This is a genomic window from Salinisphaera sp. RV14 (genome assembly GCF_052044135.1).
Lineage (GTDB): Bacteria > Pseudomonadota > Gammaproteobacteria > Nevskiales > Salinisphaeraceae > Salinisphaera.
Genome location: NZ_JBQDYF010000010.1, coordinates 1 through 18,343, shown reverse-complemented (window position 1 = coordinate 18,343; position 18,343 = coordinate 1). Strand labels below are relative to the sequence as shown.

The 18,343-nt window shown below is 64.6% G+C and carries 16 protein-coding genes; 15 read left to right on the top strand and 1 reads right to left on the bottom strand.

Annotated features, from left to right (window positions below; genetic code table 11):
- The first annotated feature begins 127 nt into the window (after nucleotides 1–127).
- The 15 genes from ACS8Y6_RS11300 (at nucleotide 128) to glmS (ending at nucleotide 17,611) form a co-directional block, all read left to right on the top strand.
- Nucleotides 128–985: a ParB/RepB/Spo0J family partition protein gene (locus ACS8Y6_RS11300; RefSeq protein WP_440848927.1), complete on the top strand. Its 858-nt coding sequence runs from the start codon at nucleotides 128–130 to the stop codon at nucleotides 983–985.
- 215 nt (nucleotides 986–1,200) lie between these two features.
- Complete coding sequence (locus ACS8Y6_RS11295; RefSeq protein WP_440855593.1) at nucleotides 1,201–1,587, top strand: ATP synthase subunit I; 387 nt, start codon at nucleotides 1,201–1,203, stop codon at nucleotides 1,585–1,587.
- Nucleotides 1,577–2,437, top strand: coding sequence for a F0F1 ATP synthase subunit A (gene atpB, locus ACS8Y6_RS11290; protein ID WP_440855592.1), 861 nt, complete (start codon nucleotides 1,577–1,579; stop codon nucleotides 2,435–2,437). Before ACS8Y6_RS11295 ends, atpB begins: the two co-directional genes overlap by 11 nt.
- A gap of 240 nt (nucleotides 2,438–2,677) precedes the next feature.
- Nucleotides 2,678–2,968, top strand: coding sequence for a F0F1 ATP synthase subunit C (atpE, locus tag ACS8Y6_RS11285; protein WP_370453234.1), 291 nt, complete (start codon nucleotides 2,678–2,680; stop codon nucleotides 2,966–2,968).
- Between the two features lie 14 nt (nucleotides 2,969–2,982).
- Complete coding sequence (locus ACS8Y6_RS11280; RefSeq protein ID WP_440848930.1) at nucleotides 2,983–3,459, top strand: F0F1 ATP synthase subunit B; 477 nt, start codon at nucleotides 2,983–2,985, stop codon at nucleotides 3,457–3,459.
- A gap of 2 nt (nucleotides 3,460–3,461) precedes the next feature.
- A complete protein-coding gene (locus tag ACS8Y6_RS11275) occupies nucleotides 3,462–4,004 on the top strand; it encodes a F0F1 ATP synthase subunit delta (RefSeq protein WP_440848931.1) in 543 nt (180 codons plus the stop codon).
- Between the two features lie 54 nt (nucleotides 4,005–4,058).
- Entirely contained in the window at nucleotides 4,059–5,600 is a 1,542-nt protein-coding gene (atpA, locus tag ACS8Y6_RS11270; protein ID WP_440848932.1) for a F0F1 ATP synthase subunit alpha, read from the top strand.
- Between the two features lie 38 nt (nucleotides 5,601–5,638).
- Nucleotides 5,639–6,499, top strand: a complete 861-nt coding sequence (gene atpG, locus ACS8Y6_RS11265; protein ID WP_440848933.1) for a F0F1 ATP synthase subunit gamma — start codon at nucleotides 5,639–5,641, stop codon at nucleotides 6,497–6,499.
- Nucleotides 6,500–6,578: 79 nt separating this feature from the next.
- Nucleotides 6,579–7,976 (top strand): F0F1 ATP synthase subunit beta, encoded by a 1,398-nt coding sequence (gene atpD, locus ACS8Y6_RS11260; RefSeq protein ID WP_440848934.1) that lies wholly within the window; start codon nucleotides 6,579–6,581, stop codon nucleotides 7,974–7,976.
- A gap of 70 nt (nucleotides 7,977–8,046) precedes the next feature.
- Nucleotides 8,047–8,460 (top strand): F0F1 ATP synthase subunit epsilon, encoded by a 414-nt coding sequence (locus tag ACS8Y6_RS11255; RefSeq protein WP_440848935.1) that lies wholly within the window; start codon nucleotides 8,047–8,049, stop codon nucleotides 8,458–8,460.
- 122 nt (nucleotides 8,461–8,582) lie between these two features.
- Nucleotides 8,583–9,815 carry a hypothetical protein gene (locus tag ACS8Y6_RS11250; RefSeq protein ID WP_440855591.1) on the top strand — a complete coding sequence of 411 codons (1,233 nt, stop codon included), beginning with the start codon at nucleotides 8,583–8,585 and terminating at the stop codon, nucleotides 9,813–9,815.
- A gap of 276 nt (nucleotides 9,816–10,091) precedes the next feature.
- The gene (locus tag ACS8Y6_RS11245) at nucleotides 10,092–11,882 is read left to right on the top strand and encodes a glucan biosynthesis protein (RefSeq protein WP_440855590.1); all 1,791 of its coding nucleotides are present in this window, start codon (nucleotides 10,092–10,094) and stop codon (nucleotides 11,880–11,882) included.
- The gene (gene mdoH, locus ACS8Y6_RS11240) at nucleotides 11,879–14,347 is read left to right on the top strand and encodes a glucans biosynthesis glucosyltransferase MdoH (protein ID WP_440855589.1); all 2,469 of its coding nucleotides are present in this window, start codon (nucleotides 11,879–11,881) and stop codon (nucleotides 14,345–14,347) included. The genes ACS8Y6_RS11245 and mdoH overlap by 4 nt, the downstream gene beginning before the upstream one ends.
- Before the next feature lie 32 nt (nucleotides 14,348–14,379).
- Nucleotides 14,380–15,759 (top strand): bifunctional UDP-N-acetylglucosamine diphosphorylase/glucosamine-1-phosphate N-acetyltransferase GlmU, encoded by a 1,380-nt coding sequence (gene glmU, locus ACS8Y6_RS11235; protein ID WP_440855630.1) that lies wholly within the window; start codon nucleotides 14,380–14,382, stop codon nucleotides 15,757–15,759.
- A 25-nt stretch (nucleotides 15,760–15,784) separates the two neighbouring features.
- Nucleotides 15,785–17,611, top strand: a complete 1,827-nt coding sequence (gene glmS, locus ACS8Y6_RS11230; RefSeq protein WP_440855588.1) for a glutamine--fructose-6-phosphate transaminase (isomerizing) — start codon at nucleotides 15,785–15,787, stop codon at nucleotides 17,609–17,611.
- 284 nt (nucleotides 17,612–17,895) lie between these two features.
- Here glmS and ACS8Y6_RS11225 read toward each other — a convergent pair.
- The coding region (locus tag ACS8Y6_RS11225; protein ID WP_440855587.1) for an RES family NAD+ phosphorylase at nucleotides 17,896–18,343 on the bottom strand (448 nt) is incomplete at its 5' end.

The following is an 18,343-nucleotide window of genomic DNA, read 5'->3' as shown; positions in this document are numbered from 1 at the left end:
CAGGCATGGCTGCGGGGATCGGCCGAATCACGGCCGGGGCGTGTTTTTACAATGGATTGCAACAGCCGATCGGGTCATCACCGTGCCGTAAGAGGCGCGGCGGGGCCGGACCATCAGGGCGATGCTTATGGCACAGAAGAAGCGGGGCCTCGGCCGGGGCCTGGAATCCCTGCTTGCGAACGACTACGAACAGGCGGCGGCGTCCGGCGCCCTGACCGAGGTCGCGCTGGACGATTTGTCGCCCGGCCGCTATCAGCCGCGTCGCGACATGGACGCCGACGCGCTGGAAGCGCTGGCGGCCTCGATCCGGGCCCAGGGCGTGGTGCAGCCGCTGGTCGTGCGCCGGCGCGACGACGACCCCCAGCGCTACGAGATCATCGCCGGCGAGCGGCGCTGGCGGGCGTCGCGCATGGCCGGGCTGGCCACGGTGCCGGCGGTGGTGCGCGAACTCGCCGACGATGCGGCCATGGCGATCGCGCTGATCGAGAACATCCAGCGCGAGGATCTCAATCCCCTCGAGATTTCGGCCGCGCTCAAGCGCCTGATCGAGGAATACGGCATGACCCATGCCGCCTGCGCCGAAGCGGTCGGGCGGTCGCGGGCGTCGGTGTCCAATCTGTTACGGCTGGCCGATCTCAATGTCGATGTGGCCGATCGCCTGCGTGCCGGCGAGATCGAAATGGGGCACGCCCGGGCGCTGCTCGCCCTGACCGGCGACGACCAGTCCCGGGCGGCCGAGCGCGTCGTCGCGCGGCGGCTGACGGTGCGTCAGACCGAGTCGCTGGTGCGCACCCTGCTCTCCGGCGAAACCCCCGCCGCGCCGCAGCCCGAGCGCGACGCGACCGTGGCGCGGCTCGAGTCGAGTCTGGCGCGGCGGCTGGAGGCCGGGGTGCGCATCGAGCCCGATCGCCGCGGCGGTGGCCGCGTCGTCATCCGCTACAAATCGGCCGAGGAGCTCGATGCGCTCGTGGGGCGCTTCGACTGACCCGATCCCGGCGTGGCATCGGGGCCGTTCTGGTGGCGATGTGGCTGTCATGTACAGGGAGTGTGCGCGTAACTGCGCGCCAACTGGAGCCAACTTGCAAATTCTTCAATGCGGTCCGAAAAATTGTTGAAATGCGCGAGTGAAACAAGGTAGCCTCGCGGCTCAAACAAAGGGAATAGCGCGTCCAGGAACGCAGCCTCAGCGAGCGACAATCGATGCGAAATGTTGTGACTCGATTGCTGCTCATGCAGTCGGTCGCCGCTGTATGTGTGGCGATCCTGGTCAGCGTGATTTATGGGAGTAGCGCCGCCGTAGCCGCGATCTACGGTGGGCTTGTCGCGTTGATCATGACGCTGATGCTGGCCTGGCGAATCGGTCAGGCGTCGCGCTCGGACACGGCCATGCGATGGCTGGTGCTGGGTGCGGCCGAGCGCATGATCATGGTATGTATCGCGTTCGCGGTCGGCATCGGTGCGATCGGCTTTGCGCCGGTGCCGATGCTGATCGGGTTCGGCGGGGCTCAGCTGGCCTACTACCTGGCCGCCGGGCCGTTGCGTCGATACATGCTCGAATTGATGGGAAGACGATACGATGGCCAATAGCGGCAGCAGTTCGGCTGAATACATCAGGCATCATCTCACTGACTGGTGTGTTGGCTGCGGGGCCGATCACCAGCCGTCCGGGCTGCTTGATTTTGGCGCCTTCACGATTGATCTGATCATTGTCGGGCTGATCTGCGCCGGTCTGGTGGCGTTTCTTGCGCTGTTCGTGCGCAAGCGCCTGACCGTCGAGGATCCCGGCGGCATCCAGATGGCCGTGGAAGCGGGCGTGGAATACGTCAGCGATCAGGTGGGGCAGGTCTTCCACAAGCGGAACGATTTTGTTGGCGCGATGGCGCTGACCATCTTTCTGTGGGTCACCGCGATGAACCTGAATGACCTCATCCCGGTTGATCTCGTGCCCAGCGTGCTGGGCGGCATCGGCCACGCGCTCGGCTTCCAGCACGTGTATTTCCGTATCCTGCCCACGGCGGCACTGGATACGCCGTTCGCCATGGCCATCGTCGTATTCGCGATCATGGTTTACTACCAGCTGCGTGCCAACGGCATGAAGGGCTATGTGAAGCGGTTCCTGACGCATCCGTATGGAAAATACGCGGCCCCTGCGAACATCCTCACAACGTTGATCGATGACTTGTCCAAGCCGGTCAGCCTGGCGCTGCGACTGTTCGGTAACATGTTCGCCGGTGAGCTGATCTTTGCCTTGCTGGCGATGCTTACGCTGTCCGCCCTGTCGCCGCCGAGCGCGATGGTGGCGGTGTGGGCGCCGTTGCACTTCGTGGGCGGTTTCGTCTGGAGTGTGTTCGATCTGCTGATCTGTGTCCTGCAAGCCTTTATCTTCGCAGTGCTGTCCATCGTCTATTTGGGTATGGCGCAGCAGACGGAACACTGACAAGGTTTCACCCGTCGGGCGTTCCCCCGGCGTCGTTACCGCCGGCCGCCGGAGCGCGCGGCCGGAGCCACAGTCACGCCGACAGATCTCCACGAGTTGTCGGCATCGGGTGTCGCGCCGGCCGCCGTGCCGGCAAGAGGAAACGGGTCGCGAGATCCGAACATCGCTGGGACGGGGTCGCACAGGGAAGCCGACCTCGTCCATCGTTAAGCCAAGAAACGTCGATAAGGAGTAGCAATCGTGCATTCGGATCCACAACAAATTGCTGAGATCGTCGCCGCGACGGCCGTCGCCGTGGGTCTCATGCTGGCCGCCGCCGGTCTCGGTTCGGCGATCGGCTGGGGCCTGATCACCTCGAAGGCGCTGGAAGGCATCGCCCGGCAGCCGGAGATGCGCCCGCAGCTGATGGTCAACATGTTCATCTTCGCCGGCCTCATGGAATCCTTCCCGTTCATCCTGTTCGGTGTGGCCATGTGGTTCCTGTTCGCCAACCCGTTTGTGGGTACGCTGTCTAGCCTGGCCGGCGGCTAAGCCCGGAGCGCGTCATGGTCGCTATTACCGGAACACTGTTCGTCCAGATACTGGTCTTTCTGGCCCTCGTCTTCTTTGTCAAGAAGGTGCTCTGGGGGCCGGTGACGAAGACGATCGACGAGCGCCGCCAGAAGATCAGCGAAGGTCTGGCCGCGGCGGAGCGCGGTCGGCTCGAACTCGACGAGGCCGTCAAGGAGGCCGAGTCGCGTCTGGCCAAGGCGCAGGAGGAGGCCCGCGAGCTGCTTGCCAATGCCCAGCGTCAGGCCAACGAGACGCTCGACAAGGCGCGCGGCGATGCGCGCGCCGAAGGCGATCGCATCGTTGCCGCCGCCCGTGAGGAGATCGATCAGGCCGTGGCTTCCGCCAAGGAAGAGCTGCGTCGTGAAGTCGGCGAACTCGCGGTCACGGGTGCCGAGCGCATCCTCAAGCGCGAGATCGACGCCCAGGCGCACAACGACATCATCGACGACCTCGTGGCGGAGATCCGATAGTCATGGCTGAGCGCTACACCCTGGCCCGGCCTTACGCCGAGGCGGTCTACGAATTGGCTCAGGCATCCGGCGGCGACGGCTTGTCGCAGTGGTCGGATGCGCTGGCCGCGTTGTCCGCCATCGTCGCCAATGAGTCGGTCGCGGCGCTGATGAACAATCCGCGTGTCTCCGAAACGGTACTCGCCGAGGCCATCATCGAAACCGGCGCTGCCGACTTCGGTGCTCAGGCGCGTAATTTCGTGCGACTGTTGATCGACAACAATCGATTGTCGCTGGCGCCGGAGATTGCCGAGCTGTTCGAGACCGAGCGCGCGGCGGCCGAGGACCGGCTCGACGTGGAAATCATCTCGGCCGTGGCATTGTCCGAGGGTCAGCGCACGGCATTCGGGCAGGCGCTCGAGAAGCATTTCAACCGCCGTATCTCGATGACGTTCGCCGAGGACGATTCGGTCATCGGCGGTGCGGTGATTCGCGCCGGTGACCTCGTGATCGACGGTTCGTTGACAGCCCAGCTCGCGCGGATGCGCCAGTCTCTCGCCCATTAAGGTGGACGCCGTCGCGTGGCGCACGCGGCGAGAAGGATAAAGAGGAAGACATCAATGCAACTCAATCCGGCGGAAATTTCGGATCTGATCAAGCAACGGATCGAGAACTTCGAGACCGTCACCGAATCGCGCAATGTCGGCACGCTGGTAAGCCTGGCCGACGGCATCGCCCGTATCTACGGGCTGGCGAACGCGATGCAGGGCGAGATGCTCGAATTCCCCGGCGGCACCTACGGGCTGGCGCTCAACCTCGAACGTGACTCGGTCGGCGCCGTGCTGATGGGCGACTACCGCCACATCTCGGAAGGCTGCGAGGTCAAGACGACCGGCAAGGTGCTGGAAGTGCCGGTCGGCGAGGAACTGCTCGGCCGCGTGGTCGATCCGCTGGGCAACCCGATCGATGGCAAGGGCGAGTTGGGCACGACCCGCACGTCGCCGATCGAGAAGGTGGCACCGGGTGTTATCGCACGCCAGTCGGTCGACCAGCCGGTGCAGACCGGGCTCAAGGCGATCGACGCCATGGTGCCGATCGGTCGCGGCCAGCGCGAGCTGATCATCGGCGACCGCCAGATCGGCAAGAGCGCGATTGCGATCGACGCGATCATCAACCAGAAGGGCACGGGCATCAAGTGCATCTACGTGGCCATCGGGCAGAAGAACAGCTCGGTTGCCAACGTCGTGCGCAAGCTCGAGGAACATGGCGCGATGGAGCACACCATCGTGGTGGCCGCTGGGGCGGCGATCTCGCCGGCGCTGCAGTACATGGCGCCTTACGCCGGCTGTTCGATGGGCGAATACTTCCGTGACAAGGGCGAAGATGCCCTGATCGTCTATGACGACCTGTCCAAGCAGGCGGTGGCCTATCGCCAGATCTCGCTGCTGCTGCGGCGTCCGCCGGGCCGTGAAGCCTATCCGGGCGACGTGTTCTATCTGCATTCCCGCTTGCTCGAGCGGGCCGCGCGGATCAACGCAGATTACGTCGAACAGCTGACCAACGGCGAGGTCAAGGGCAAGACCGGCTCGCTCACGGCGCTGCCGATCATCGAGACCCAGGCCGGCGACGTATCCGCGTTCGTGCCGACCAACGTGATCTCGATCACCGACGGCCAGATCTATCTGGATACCGACAAGTTCAATTCCGGCTCCCGCCCGGCGGTGGACGCCGGTCTGTCGGTCTCGCGCGTCGGCGGCTCGGCCCAGACCAAGATCATCAAGAAGCTCGGCGGCGGGATCCGCCTGGCGCTGGCCCAGTACCGCGAGTTGGCCGCGTTTGCGCAGTTTGCCTCCGATCTCGACGAGACCACGCGCAAGCAGCTTGAGCATGGCGAGCGCGTCACGCAGCTGATGGTGCAGAACCAGTACTCGCCGTTGTCGGTAGCGCTGATGGCGTCCTCGCTGTTTGCAGCCGAGCAGGGCTATCTGGACGATGTCGATGCCGACAAGGTGCAGGCTTTCGAGGCCGCACTGCATCAGTACATGACCTCTGAGCAGAAGGAGCTGGTCGACAGGATCAACGAAACGGGCGACTACTCGGACGAGATCAAGGACGGCCTGCATTCGGCGCTCAAGTCCTTCAAGGATTCGCACACGTGGTGAAACACTGCCGCGTGATGCCGTTCAACGGAGTTCGCTAAATGGCCGGTGCCAAGGAAGTCAAGACCAAGATCAAGAGCGTTCAGAATACGCAAAAGATCACCAAGGCCATGGAGATGGTCGCGGCCTCCAAGATGCGCAAGGCCCAGGAGCGTGTCGAGGCGGCGCGCCCGTACGCGGCCAAGATCCGGCGTACGGTGGGCCATGTCGCCAAGGCCAGTATCGGTGGCCGGCATGAGTTCTTGATCGAACGCGAAGCCAAACGGGTCGGGATCGTCGTGATTTCGACCGACCGGGGTCTGTGCGGCGGCCTGAACATCAACCTGTTCCGCCGTGTTCTGGGTGAAATCCGGGCGTGGAACGCCGAGAACGTCGACGTGGACCTGGTCGTCATCGGGCGCAAGGGGCTGAGTTTTTTCAAGCGCTTCGCCAAGGTCAGAGCCGATGTGGTGGATCTCGGTGACCGGCCGCACCTGCAGGATCTGATCGGGACGGTCAAGGTCATGCTCGACGATTACCGCGAAGGCAATCTCGATCGCGTGTTCGTCATGGGTAACGAGTTCGTCAACACGATGACCCAGCGTCCGTATCGCCAGCAGTTGCTGCCGGTCGCGGAAAGCGACGACAACGAACTGTCGGATCGCTGGGACTATATCTACGAGCCCGAAGACAATGGACTCGTGGATGACCTTCTGGTGCGTTTCGTCGAGTCGCAGGTCTACCAGGGCGCGGTCGAGAACGTGGCCTGCGAGATGGCGGCGCGGATGGTGGCGATGAAGTCGGCCTCGGATAACGCCGGCGACATCATCGACGACCTGCAGTTGGAGTACAACAAACAGCGCCAGGCGGCGATCACCCAGGAACTGTCGGAAATCGTGGCCGGCGCGGCCGCGGTCTCCTGACTGCAGCGGCCCACGCGGGCCATCGCAACGAAAGAACAAGATACGCGGCAGCCGATGCTGCCCAGTCTGAGGAAACGCTATGAGTCTTGGAAAAGTCGTACAGATCATCGGCCCGGTAGTGGACGTCGAGTTCGACCACGAATCGCTGCCGAATATCTTCGATGCGCTCAAGCACAAGGAGACGGGGCTGGTGCTCGAGGTCGAGCAGCAGATCGGCGATGGCGTGGTACGCTGCATCGCGATGGGCGTGACCGAGGGCCTGACCCGCGGCGGCGAAGTGGAGAATACCGGGCATCCGATTTCGGTGCCGGTCGGCCAGAAGACGCTGGGCCGTATCATGGATGTGCTCGGCCAGCCGATCGACAACAAGGGCGACATCGGCGCGGAAGGCACGGCGCCGATTCACCGCGATCCGCCGACGTTCGAGGAACAGGCCGGTGGCCAGGAGTTGCTGGAGACCGGCATCAAGGTCATCGACTTGCTGTGCCCGTTCGCCAAGGGCGGCAAGGTCGGCCTGTTCGGCGGTGCTGGCGTGGGCAAGACCGTCAACATGATGGAGCTCATCCGCAACATCGCCGCAGAGCATTCGGGCTACTCGGTGTTTGCCGGTGTCGGCGAGCGTACCCGTGAGGGCAACGACTTCTACTTCGAGATGCAGGAGTCGAACGTTCTGGACAAGGTGGCGCTGGTCTACGGCCAGATGAACGAGCCGCCGGGCAACCGCCTGCGGGTCGCGCTGACCGGGCTCACCATGGCCGAGTTCTTCCGCGACGAAGGCCGTGACGTGCTGATGTTCATTGACAACATCTATCGTTACACGCTGGCCGGGACCGAAGTGTCGGCCCTGCTGGGCCGCATGCCGTCGGCCGTGGGCTACCAGCCAACGCTGGCCGAGGAAATGGGCCTGCTGCAGGAGCGCATCACCTCGACCAAGACCGGTTCGATCACCTCCGTGCAGGCTGTCTACGTGCCCGCGGACGACCTGACCGATCCGTCCCCGGCGACCACGTTCGCGCATCTGGACGCCACCGTTGTGCTGGCCCGCTCCATTGCCGAGCGCGGCATCTACCCGGCGGTTGACCCACTGGACTCGACCTCGCGACAGCTTGATCCGAACATCATTGGCAACGAGCACTACAACTGTGCGCGCGGCGTGCAGCAGACGCTGCAGCGTTATCGCGAATTGAAGGACATCATCGCGATTCTGGGCATGGACGAGTTGTCCGAAGACGACAAGCTCGCCGTGTCCCGTGCCCGCAAGATCGAGCGCTTTCTGTCGCAGCCGTTCTTCGTGGCCGAGGTGTTCACTGGCGCGCCCGGCAAGTATGTGCCGCTGTCGGAGACCATTCGTGGCTTCCAGGGCATCGTCGACGGCGAGTACGATCATCTGCCCGAGCAGGCGTTCTACATGGTCGGGACCATCGACGAAGCGGTCGCCAAGGGCGAGGACATGGCCAAGAAGGAGAAGGCGGCCTGATCCGGGCGTCTTCGTCGCACGGCGGCCGCGACCTGCGGCCGCTGCCTGAATCGTGGCATAGGCAAGCGTTATGAAAATTCACGTCGATGTCGTCAGCGTGGAAGGCGAGATCTTCTCCGGTTCGGCCAGCATCGTGTTCGCGCCCGCCGAAATGGGCGAGATCGGCATCATGCCGAGCCATGCGCCGTTACTGACCCGCCTCAAGCCTGGCAATCTCCGTATTCGTGACGAGAACGACGACGAAGAGCAGGTGTTCGTGTCGGGCGGCCTGCTCGAAGTTCAGCCACACCTGATCACGGTCATGGCCGATACCGCCGAGCGCGCCCAGGACATCGACGAGGCCGAGGCGGAGAAAGCCAAGGAGCGCGCCGAACAGGCGGTTTCGGAGGCCTCCGACAAGGTGGATATAGAGCGGGCCCGGCACGAACTCACCGAGGCCGCCGCCCGTCTCGAGATGGTGCGCCGGATACGTAGCGGACGATAGCGTCTCGTAATCGCTTAAACTCGGCGAATCAGTCGCTTGGAGCGACCCGGCATGTTGAGAACGGTGCCGGGCCGCAGTATATTGTTGCGGCGCGTCAAAACGCGGTCCGTACCACGCCCGCCATGAAGTATTCCGTCGATCCGGTCGCTCCTCCTGGCCCTGCCGCGGTGGCGGTGGTGTTGTGCTGTGTGATCGGCAGTGCGCACGCGGCCAGCGTCGATACGTTTTCGGTGTTCGACTCGTCCGATCTCAATCGTCAGATCCACGGTCGCGAAAGCGATGTCGACCTGGCCGCGGGCCCCATGCGCCTCGGCGACGCGTCCGCGTTCTTTGGCGTCGACTCGCTCAGTGACGATGCCAACCACTATCTGACCAGCGGCCTGCAATGGCGCAGTACGCGCCACGGCACACCGCTTTTGACTGTGGGCGCCATGCATACGGTGGCGCGTGGCGCCAATGTCGGCAGTCAGACCCTGATGCGTGCCGAAACCCGCCTCGCGCTGGGTGATCGCTGGTATCTGCCCGACCTGACCCTGGAGACCGACCAGTTGTCGAGTAGTGGTGCTGACGGCTCGGCATTGGGCGGGCGCGCAACCCATGTCGGATTCGGGCATGATTTCGGCCGAAGTCGATACCATATCGCTTACTTTCAGGCCGGCGCCGACTATCGCCCGTGGGGCAGTGCGCTTGCCGCCGGCGATCGCGGGATGGAAATGTCCGCGGCCTATGATCTGGGGCGCCGTTGGCGCCTGAGCAACAGCGTGATGGTGCACCGGGGCGATATCGCGACCGGGACGCCGTATGGGCTGGTGGACAAGTGGCGCGTCAGCGGCGTGAAGTCGCCGACCGCCCTCGGCCGGCCCTGGCGGCTGAGCGCGCAGTTCGGCAGGGCCGGCGTTCCCGACACCGAGCACCGGACGCCGCTGTCGCTTGAGTTGGCGTCACGCACGCGTCGCTGGCGCGATTGGCACGTCGACTCGGCGCTCGGTTGGTATCAGGGCGATGTGGCCGCACCCCATGCGATGCCGGTCGATGGCGCGCTCTGGGAGGTCTCGGCAAGCCGCAGCCTGAACCTGGCCGGTCTGCAGACGCGGCTTCAGCCCAGCTTTTCCATCGGCGGCAGTCAGTATGACGGCCGTGCCGTCGGTAGTCGCACGGGGCTGGCCATGGGCTTTCCGGGTTTGTTGGACAATGTGGCATTCAGCGTGGATTACCTGTCATCCGGCTGGGGCCCGAGCAACGATCGCCCGGATATGCAGATGACGCTGAGCATTCGCCAGAATGCCGGTGCGGTTCTGCCGCGGCTCGGCTCGATGGTCGATCGGCTGCGAGGCAATTGGTTCGGGCGCGACTGACCGACCGAGGTGCCGCCTTTTCGCGCTGGATTGCGCCGCTCGGGACGACGGCCGCGGTGGTCCGGTTCAGCGTGCGTGTCGCGGCTCGGGTTATTCTGGGGTTACAACGATGACAGTCAGCGGCCATTGGGGGGTGGTCGCGTTCATTTTCCGGTCATCGGGTTTCGCGTGTCATAGGCCGCCCACCGCTGGCTGCGGCCACGGCACGACGCTCGATCGGCCGCGCCGCGCTCCTGGATTAGCAGGCGTCGCGTCATAGCAAAGGATTTCGTCTTCATGCGCATTCTTTCGATCCAAACTCGGCGTATCGCACGCTGTGCCGGCGTGCTGCTGCTGGGTGCGGGACTCGTGCTGCCGGGGCTGGCGGTCGCGGCTGATGCCTCGACCGCTCACACGGGTCAAGCCGCCGGCTCGAGTCAGGGCAAGTCGGCCGGTGCGTCCGCGCAGAAAAACGACACTGCTGCCAAGCCCGATGGCGATAAGGCCGACAAGGCCGGCGCGGCGAGCGGCAACAAGAAAAAGAACGAGCAAAAGAAGTCGGACCAGAGTGCCAACGACAACGGCCAGAGCAACGGCCAGAACAAATCGACGGATGAGAGCGACAACAGCGCCCCGTTTTCCTACGACCAGCTGATCGATCGCGCCAAGGCGTTGTCGAAGAAGGACTACCATGCGCCGGCCAAGGTCCCGCAGTTTCTGACCAGCCTGAGCGCGGACCAGCGCTCCAGGATTACCTTCAAGCGTGACGATGCCCTCTGGCACGATCAGAAACTGCCGTTCCAGGTCATGTTTTATCACCCGGGTTCGTACTACGATCACGCAGTCACGATTCACGTGATCAAGGACGGCAAGACCCGGGCGGTCAAGTTCGACAAGAACGACTTCAACTATCCCAGCGACGCGCTGAAGAAAAAAGTGCCCGACGATCTGGGATACGCCGGCTTCAAGCTGCTCCATGCACTGGGCGATCCCAACAAGATGGACGAAGTGGTGTCGTTTCTTGGCGCCTCTTACTTCCGCGCACTCGGCGCGAACGAGCATTACGGGCTGTCCGCGCGCGGCCTGGCCATCGACACCGGCAATACCAACAAGGGCGAGGAGTTTCCGAACTTCACCCAGTTCTGGCTGGTCGATCCAGGCGCCAAGTCCAAGCAGATGACGCTGTATGCGCTGCTGGATTCGCCGAGCGTTACCGGCGCCTACAAGTTCGTCATCACGCCGGGCAAGGCCACGCATACGCATGTCGAGGAAACGCTGTTCACCCGCAAGGACATCGCCAAGCTCGGCATCGCCCCCCTGACCAGCATGTTTACCTGGGGCGAGAACAGCCTCGCGCGCCTCAAGGACTATCGTCCCGAGGCCCATGATTCCGATGGCATGGTCATTTCGTCGGCCAACGGCGAGTGGCTGTGGCGCCCGCTGGTCAATCCGCAGAAGCTGTGGATGAATCAATTCGATGCCAACGATGTGCGCGGCTTCGGGCTCATGCAACGGGATCGCAAGTTCGACCATTACCAGGACTTGAATTACGAGTACGAGAAGCGCCCCAACGCCTGGGTGACGCCCGACGGCGACTGGGGCAAGGGCCATCTCGAACTGGTGGAAATCCCGTCGGACAGCGAAGTCAACGACAATATCTCGTTGTACTGGGTGCCGGCCGCCCCGGTGAAGGCCGGCCAGCGGCTGCACTTCGCCTATGACATCAAGTGGTCGAGCGATCTGGCCGTGCCCAACTCGCTGGGCCATACGGTGGCCACACGTGTGGGTATGGCTGCGGTCAAGCCGGGCCAGCAGAAGAATCAGGTGCGGGTCGCGATCGATTTCGTCGGCGGCGAACTTTCCAAGCTGACCGACGCGAACTCGGTGCAGCCGAAGGTCAATGCGTCGCGCGATGTCACCCTCAACAACATCAAGGCTGTGCGTAATCCGCATACCGGCGGTTGGCGACTTACGTTCCTGGTGCCGACCAGTGCCCTCGATAAGCCGCTGGAACTGCGGGCCTATCTGGCCGACGCCAACGGCGGCGGCCTGACCGAGACCTGGAGCTACCTGCTGGCCACGCCGTGAGTTGTACGAACGAAGCTATCGATACGCCGCTCGGCCGGGTCGACGCCTATCTATCCGGGTTGAACCTGGCGTCGGCGCGCAGGCGCGAATTACGCGCCGCGGTCGCCGCGGCGGCCCCTGCCTCAACCACCGAGGCGATCGCACGACTCTACGAGGCGCTGGCCGGCGATGGCGACGAAGGTGCGGAGGCCGAGCTGGCTGCCCGCATTGAAGCGGCATACCCGCAGCTGGCGCAGCGGCGCCATGCGATCGGGGGGGGCGGTTATCGCGGTGCGTCCATGCCGCGCCTGAGTCGTTGGTCGATGTCGCCGGCCAGCATGGATCGCCGTCCATGGCGTTTTCTCGGCCGCATCATGCCGAGCATGGAGCGCCGACGGCGCCTGCCCAAGGCGGTTCCCAGCCGGCTACGCAACATCGTGCGCCTGCGCCAGGCCTTCCTGTTCATTCTGGTAGCGCTTCCGGCCGCGGGGGCCACCTTCTACATGCTCACGACGCTGCCGCATCAGGGCCGGTCGCCGCTGGAAGCGGTCATCCTGGCGCTGGCGGCACTGTTGTTCGCCTGGATTCTGGTCGGTTTCTGGACCGCCATGGCCGGTTTTCTGGTGCTCTGGCGGGGCGACAAGTATCTCATTTCGGCCGATGACGCCGCACCGGCCGCAGACCATGCGCGCACCGCAATCGTGATGCCGATCTACGAAGAGGACGTCGCGCGCACGTTCGCCGGGCTGGCGGCCATCTACGAGTCGTTGAAGGCGACCGGCCGGTTGGGCGAGTTCGATTTCTTCGTGCTGAGCGACTCGGTCAAGCCGGACACGATCGCTGCCGAGGAGCGCACCTGGGCGGAAACCTGCCGCTCGTTGGACGCGTTCGATCGTCTGTTCTATCGCCGGCGCCGGGCCCGCGTGAAGCGCAAGAGCGGCAACCTGGCCGATTTCTGCCGGCGCTGGGGCGGGCGTTACCGCTACATGATCGTGCTCGACGCGGATTCGCTCATGGTCGGCGCCACGCTCACGGCCATGGTTGACCGGATGCAGGCCAACCCCAGCGTGGGTCTGATCCAGACGCCGCCCACCGCGGTCAATCGCTCGAGTTTCCTGGCGCGCGTGCAGCAGTTCGCCACGCGCGTGTACGGCCGGATGTTCGCCGCCGGGCTGCACTACTGGCATCTGGACAACGCCCACTACTGGGGCCACAACGCGATCATCCGCATCGCCCCGTTCATGGCGCACTGCGCGTTGCCGCGCTTGCCGGGCCGAGGGGCGCTGTCCGGCGAGATCCTGTCGCACGACTTCGTCGAGGCCGCGCTCATGCGGCGGGCCGGCTGGGGCGTGTACATTGCCTACGATCTGCCCGGCAGCTACGAGGAAGTGCCGCCCACGCTCATCGACGAGCTGGGCCGCGACCGGCGCTGGTGCCAGGGCAATATTCAGCATCTGCGCCTGCTGTTTTCGGACAATCTCGCGCCGGCGCACCGGGCCTTGTTCGCCAACGGGGTGATGGCCTATACCTCGGCGGCGATCTGGTTCGTGTTCCTGGTGTTGTCCTCGACCGAGGCCGTGCTTGAAGCGATCACCACGCCGGATTACTTTCCCTCGCCCGGTGCCTTGTTCCCGTCGTGGCCGGTCTGGCAGCCGATCTGGGCGGTCAGCCTGTTCTGCGCCACGATGGTGGTGTTGTTCCTGCCCAAGATCCTGGGTATGGCCATGATCATCGCGCGCCGCCAGCAGAAGGATTTCGGCGGCGTCGGCAATCTGATCGGCTCCACGCTGATCGAGATCGTGCTCACATCGCTGCTGGCCCCGGTGCGCATGCTGTCGCATACGCTGTTCGTATTCACGACGCTGATCGGCAAGCAGGTGAAATGGAACAGCCAGCAGCGCGCGGATGCCCAGGTGCCATGGCTGGCGGCCCTTCGGTTTCATCTGCCGGGCATGCTGCTGGCGGCGGCCTGGGGGGCGGTGCTGTATATCTACACGCCGGGCTTTTTCCCCTGGTTGCTGCCGATCCTGTTGCCGCTGTTCTTCGCCCCCGTGGTGACCGTGATCACGTCCCGCGTGGATATCGGCGTATGGATGCGTAACAACGGGCTGCAACTCATCCCCGAGGAATGGAACCCCCCGACCGAGTTGCGCCGGGTGATCGAGATCGAGGCCGAGGCCGTGGCAGCGGACTTCGCCGATGTCGTCGTCGATCCCGGTCTGGCGGCGTTGCATGTCGGCTTGCAGGGCAGCCCGCGGCGGCTGGACCCGGAGGTGGCGCGCTATCGCGACGAACTGGCCCAGCGCGCGCTGGACGACGGCCCGGATGGCCTGAACGCGCGCGAGCAACGGGATCTGCTCGCGGACCCGCAGCGCCTCGACTGGCTGCATCGCGCGCTCTGGACCGCCGAGACCCTGCCCGACTGGGTGGTCGCGCGGTTGCAGCGCCAGCCCGCGCTTACGTCGGTCACTGCTTCAGCGGTATAGTCGCGCCAGCGAGCCGCTTCGGGGATTACCACATCATGAGTCTGCATATCGTCATTCTGGCGGCCGGCCAGGGTAAGCGCATGAATTCGGCCCTGCCCAAGGTGCTGCAGCCGCTGGGCGACCGGCCGTTGCTCAAGCACGTGGTCGAAGCGGCCCAGACGCTCGAGCCGGCGCGGATCCATGTCGTCTATGGCCACGGCGGCCAGGCCGTGCAGTCCGCACTGGGCTATCTCGACGTCAATTGGGTGCACCAGGCCGAGCAGCTCGGCACCGGTCATGCCGTGGCCCGGGCGATGGATGCCATCCCGGACGACGCGCGTGTGCTCGTACTCTATGGCGACGTGCCGCTGGTACGGGCCGCGACCCTGTCGCATCTGGTCGCGGCCGCGGGCGAGGACAAGCTGGCGTTGTTGACCGTGGTGCTCGACAACCCGGCCGGTTACGGGCGCGTGCTGCGCAACGACGACAACCGCGTGATCGGCATCGTCGAGGACAAGGACGCCACCCGCGAGCAGAAGCATATCCACGAGACCAACACCGGCCTGCTGTGTGCCCAGGCGCGCCACCTGCGCGACTGGCTGGCGCGGCTGACCAACCGCAATGCGCAGGGCGAATACTATCTGACCGACTGCATCGGTCTGGCGGCCGTGGACGGTGTCGCCGTGGTGGCCGGCCAGGCCGGTACCGCGGCCGAAACCCAGGGCATCAACAACAAGCTCGATCTCGCGCGAGCCGAGCGCCTGTACCAACGGCGCCAGGCCGAGACGCTGATGGCCCAGGGGCTCACGCTGCGCGATCCCGACCGGTTCGACCTGCGCGGCAGTCTGCGCGCCGGGCGCGATACCACTATCGACGTCAATGTCGTAATCGAAGGTGACGTGGTCCTCGGCGAAGGGGTGACCATCGGCCCCAACTGCGTGCTGCGGCACTGCACGATCGAGGATCACACCCAGATCGCTTCGCATACCGTGATCGAGCATGCGGCGATCGGCGCCCGCTGCCAGATCGGCCCGTTCGCCCGGCTGCGGCCGGACACGCGGGTGGCCGATCGCGCCAAGATCGGCAATTTCGTTGAAACAAAGAAAACCGACGTCGGCGAAGGCAGCAAGATCAACCACCTGAGCTACGTCGGCGATACCCGGGTGGGCCGCGACGTCAACATCGGCGCCGGGGTGATCACCTGTAACTACGATGGCGCGAACAAGCATGTCACCCGGATCGGCGACGGCGCCTTCATCGGCTCCGACTGCCAGCTGATCGCCCCGGTCACGGTCGAACGTGGCGCGACCATCGGGGCCGGCACGACGCTGACCCGCAACGCCCCGGCCGACAAGCTCACGGTCGGACGCGCCCGCCAGACCACCCTCGACGGCTGGCAGCGGCCGAAGAAACACACGCCGGGTCATCAGTAGCCCAGAGGCGTATCAGGAGACAGCTATGTGCGGAATCGTGGGAGCCAGTGCGCAGCGCGACGTCGCGCCCATCCTGCTCGAAGGGCTTCACCGGCTCGAATATCGCGGCTACGATTCGGCCGGCATGGCGCTGGTCGACAACGGCCGCATCGAGCGCACCCGCGCGGTTGGCAAGGTCGCCGCGTTGGCCCAGCGGCTGGGCGAGCATAACCCCGGCATGCTCGGTATCGCCCACACGCGCTGGGCGACCCACGGCGGCGTCAACGAGATCAACGCCCACCCGCATGTGTCCAACGATCGGGTCGCGGTGGTGCACAACGGCATCATCGAGAACCACGAGGCGCTGCGCGCGCGTCTGCGCGACGCCGGCTATCGCTTCGAGTCGGAAACCGACACCGAAGTCGTCGCCCATCTCATTGACAGCTATCGCGCCACCTCCGCCACGCTGACCGAGGCGGTGCGGCGCGCCGTGGCCGAGCTGCACGGCGCCTACGCCCTGGCCGTGGTCGCCATCGGCGATCCGGACACGCTCGTCGCGACCCGTCGCGGTTCGCCGCTCGTGCTCGGCGTGGGGATCGGCGAGCATTTCGTGGCATCCGACGTCGCCGCCTTGCTGCCGGTCACGCGCCGCTTCGTCTACCTCGAGGAAGGCGATGTCGTGACGCTGACGCCCGCCGATTTCGAAGTCACCGATGCCGAGGGCCAGAGACTCGATCGGCCGGTGCAGGAATCCGGGCTCTCGGTCGAATCCACCGAAAAGGGCGGCTACCGGCACTTCATGCTCAAGGAAATCCACGAGCAGCCGCGCGCCCTGGCCGAAACCTGGCAGGGCCGGCTTTCCGACGACGGCGTGCTGGCCTCCAGTATCGGCCCCGAGGCCGAAAGCCTGTTCGCCCGAGTCGAGGCCGTCCATATCGTGGCCTGCGGCACCAGCAGCCATGCCGGCATGGTCGCCCGCTACTGGATCGAGGCGGAGGCGCGTATTCCCTGCAGCGTCGAGCTGGCCAGCGAATATCGCTATCGCGACCCGGTGGTGCCGAAAAACTGCCTGTTCATCACCCTCAGCCAGTCGGGCGAAACAGCCGACACCCTCGCCGCGCTGCGCTACGCCAAGAGCCTCGGCGCCGGCGCCGGCTATCTCACCACGCTGGCGATCTGCAACAAGCCCGAAACCTCGATGACACGCGAGTCCGACCTGGTCATGATGACGCGCGCCGGGCCCGAGATCGGGGTGGCCTCCACCAAGGCCTTCACCACCCAGCTCATGTGCCTGCGCATGCTCACCGGCCTGCTCGGGCGCGGCCCGGAGCGGGCGAAGGCCATGGTCGAGGACATTCGCGGCGTGGAAGCCGCGGTCACCCGTGTGCTCGAACTCGACACCGCGATCAGCCACCTGGCCGAACAGTTCGTCGACAAGCAGCACGCCCTGTTCCTCGGCCGCGGTCCGATGTACCCGATCGCCATGGAAGGCGCGCTCAAGCTCAAGGAAATCTCCTATCTCCACGCGGAAGCCTACGCCGCGGGCGAACTCAAGCATGGGCCGCTGGCCCTGGTCGACGAAGATATGCCGGTCGTGGCCGTGGCACCGAACAACGAATGGCTGGAGAAGGTCAAATCCAACCTGCAGGAAGTCCGCGCCCGCGGCGGCAAGCTGTATGTCTTCGCCGACGAGAATTCCGGCCTCGATACCGAGCCCGGCATCACCGTGCTCGACATGCCCCACGTACCGCACATCCTCGCCCCGATCGCCTACACCATCCCGCTGCAGCTACTCGCCTATCACGTCGCCGTCGCCAAGGGCACGGATGTGGATCAGCCCCGGAATTTGGCAAAAAGCGTAACCGTTGAGTAGCGTCGAGTCATTTTGGAGGGGTTTGAAAAGAAACAATAAAGTCTGTCGCAAATTCGCATCTTAAGGTTTTGAATTAAATAGAGGTTTAATTTCCCGGCAAATTTCTTTCTAGCGAATGTGCTGGATGAGGTGAGCGGGCCGATCGCCGAGGCGCTCAACAAGGTGGCCGCTTGCCTGCCCGGAATCGCTATGCCCGACGGAACTAGGATCCGAGACCCGATTCAACCGAAGCGGGAGTAGTCCATGGCAATCCCGATGTAGACGCGGCCGGCCGGTTCACGTGGTCAAAGCCGCGAATCGAAAGGGAAGGCTGCCTCATCAACGATGGTGATCGCCTGGGCTAGCCGGTGCCGTGGATTGATGATCACGTTGGTCGCATACGGCGCGACTACGGACGGCACCTTGAGCGCCAGGTATTCATTGGCGTCGAGCCATGCTTTGCCCACCGCGATACAGTCATTGGGCTGGCGCTGAATGCGATCAACGCTGTCGCTGGGCATGGAGAAAACAACCAACCGATACCCCGGTGGGCTATTTTTAACGCCCACACCCGCGTTCACCAGTTTCTCGAAACCGGCCAGAGCCGGGTGCTCCGCCGTATAGATCGCCGGATAACCCGGCGGGGTCCAACGTCCCCCAAAGAGTCGGGCGCCTTCACCGCTCAGATCACGCGCATATTGTAAACGGTCCACCAACCCCATCCTTCCGGCGGCATAACCGATAAGCCAATCT

What these genes read in the sequence shown, in the direction of transcription:
- ACS8Y6_RS11250 (WP_440855591.1), top strand. Translation starts at nt 8,583, where the DNA reads ATGAAGTATTCCGTCGATCCGGTCGCTCCTCCTGGCCCTGCCGCGGTG.
- ACS8Y6_RS11245 (WP_440855590.1), top strand. Translation starts at nt 10,092, where the DNA reads ATGCGCATTCTTTCGATCCAAACTCGGCGTATCGCACGCTGTGCCGGC.
- atpB (WP_440855592.1), top strand. Translation starts at nt 1,577, where the DNA reads ATGGCCAATAGCGGCAGCAGTTCGGCTGAATACATCAGGCATCATCTC.
- atpD (WP_440848934.1), top strand. Translation starts at nt 6,579, where the DNA reads ATGAGTCTTGGAAAAGTCGTACAGATCATCGGCCCGGTAGTGGACGTC.
- glmS (WP_440855588.1), top strand. Translation starts at nt 15,785, where the DNA reads ATGTGCGGAATCGTGGGAGCCAGTGCGCAGCGCGACGTCGCGCCCATC.
- atpG (WP_440848933.1), top strand. Translation starts at nt 5,639, where the DNA reads ATGGCCGGTGCCAAGGAAGTCAAGACCAAGATCAAGAGCGTTCAGAAT.
- ACS8Y6_RS11300 (WP_440848927.1), top strand. Translation starts at nt 128, where the DNA reads ATGGCACAGAAGAAGCGGGGCCTCGGCCGGGGCCTGGAATCCCTGCTT.
- ACS8Y6_RS11275 (WP_440848931.1), top strand. Translation starts at nt 3,462, where the DNA reads ATGGCTGAGCGCTACACCCTGGCCCGGCCTTACGCCGAGGCGGTCTAC.
- ACS8Y6_RS11255 (WP_440848935.1), top strand. Translation starts at nt 8,047, where the DNA reads ATGAAAATTCACGTCGATGTCGTCAGCGTGGAAGGCGAGATCTTCTCC.
- ACS8Y6_RS11280 (WP_440848930.1), top strand. Translation starts at nt 2,983, where the DNA reads ATGGTCGCTATTACCGGAACACTGTTCGTCCAGATACTGGTCTTTCTG.
- atpA (WP_440848932.1), top strand. Translation starts at nt 4,059, where the DNA reads ATGCAACTCAATCCGGCGGAAATTTCGGATCTGATCAAGCAACGGATC.
- ACS8Y6_RS11295 (WP_440855593.1), top strand. Translation starts at nt 1,201, where the DNA reads ATGCGAAATGTTGTGACTCGATTGCTGCTCATGCAGTCGGTCGCCGCT.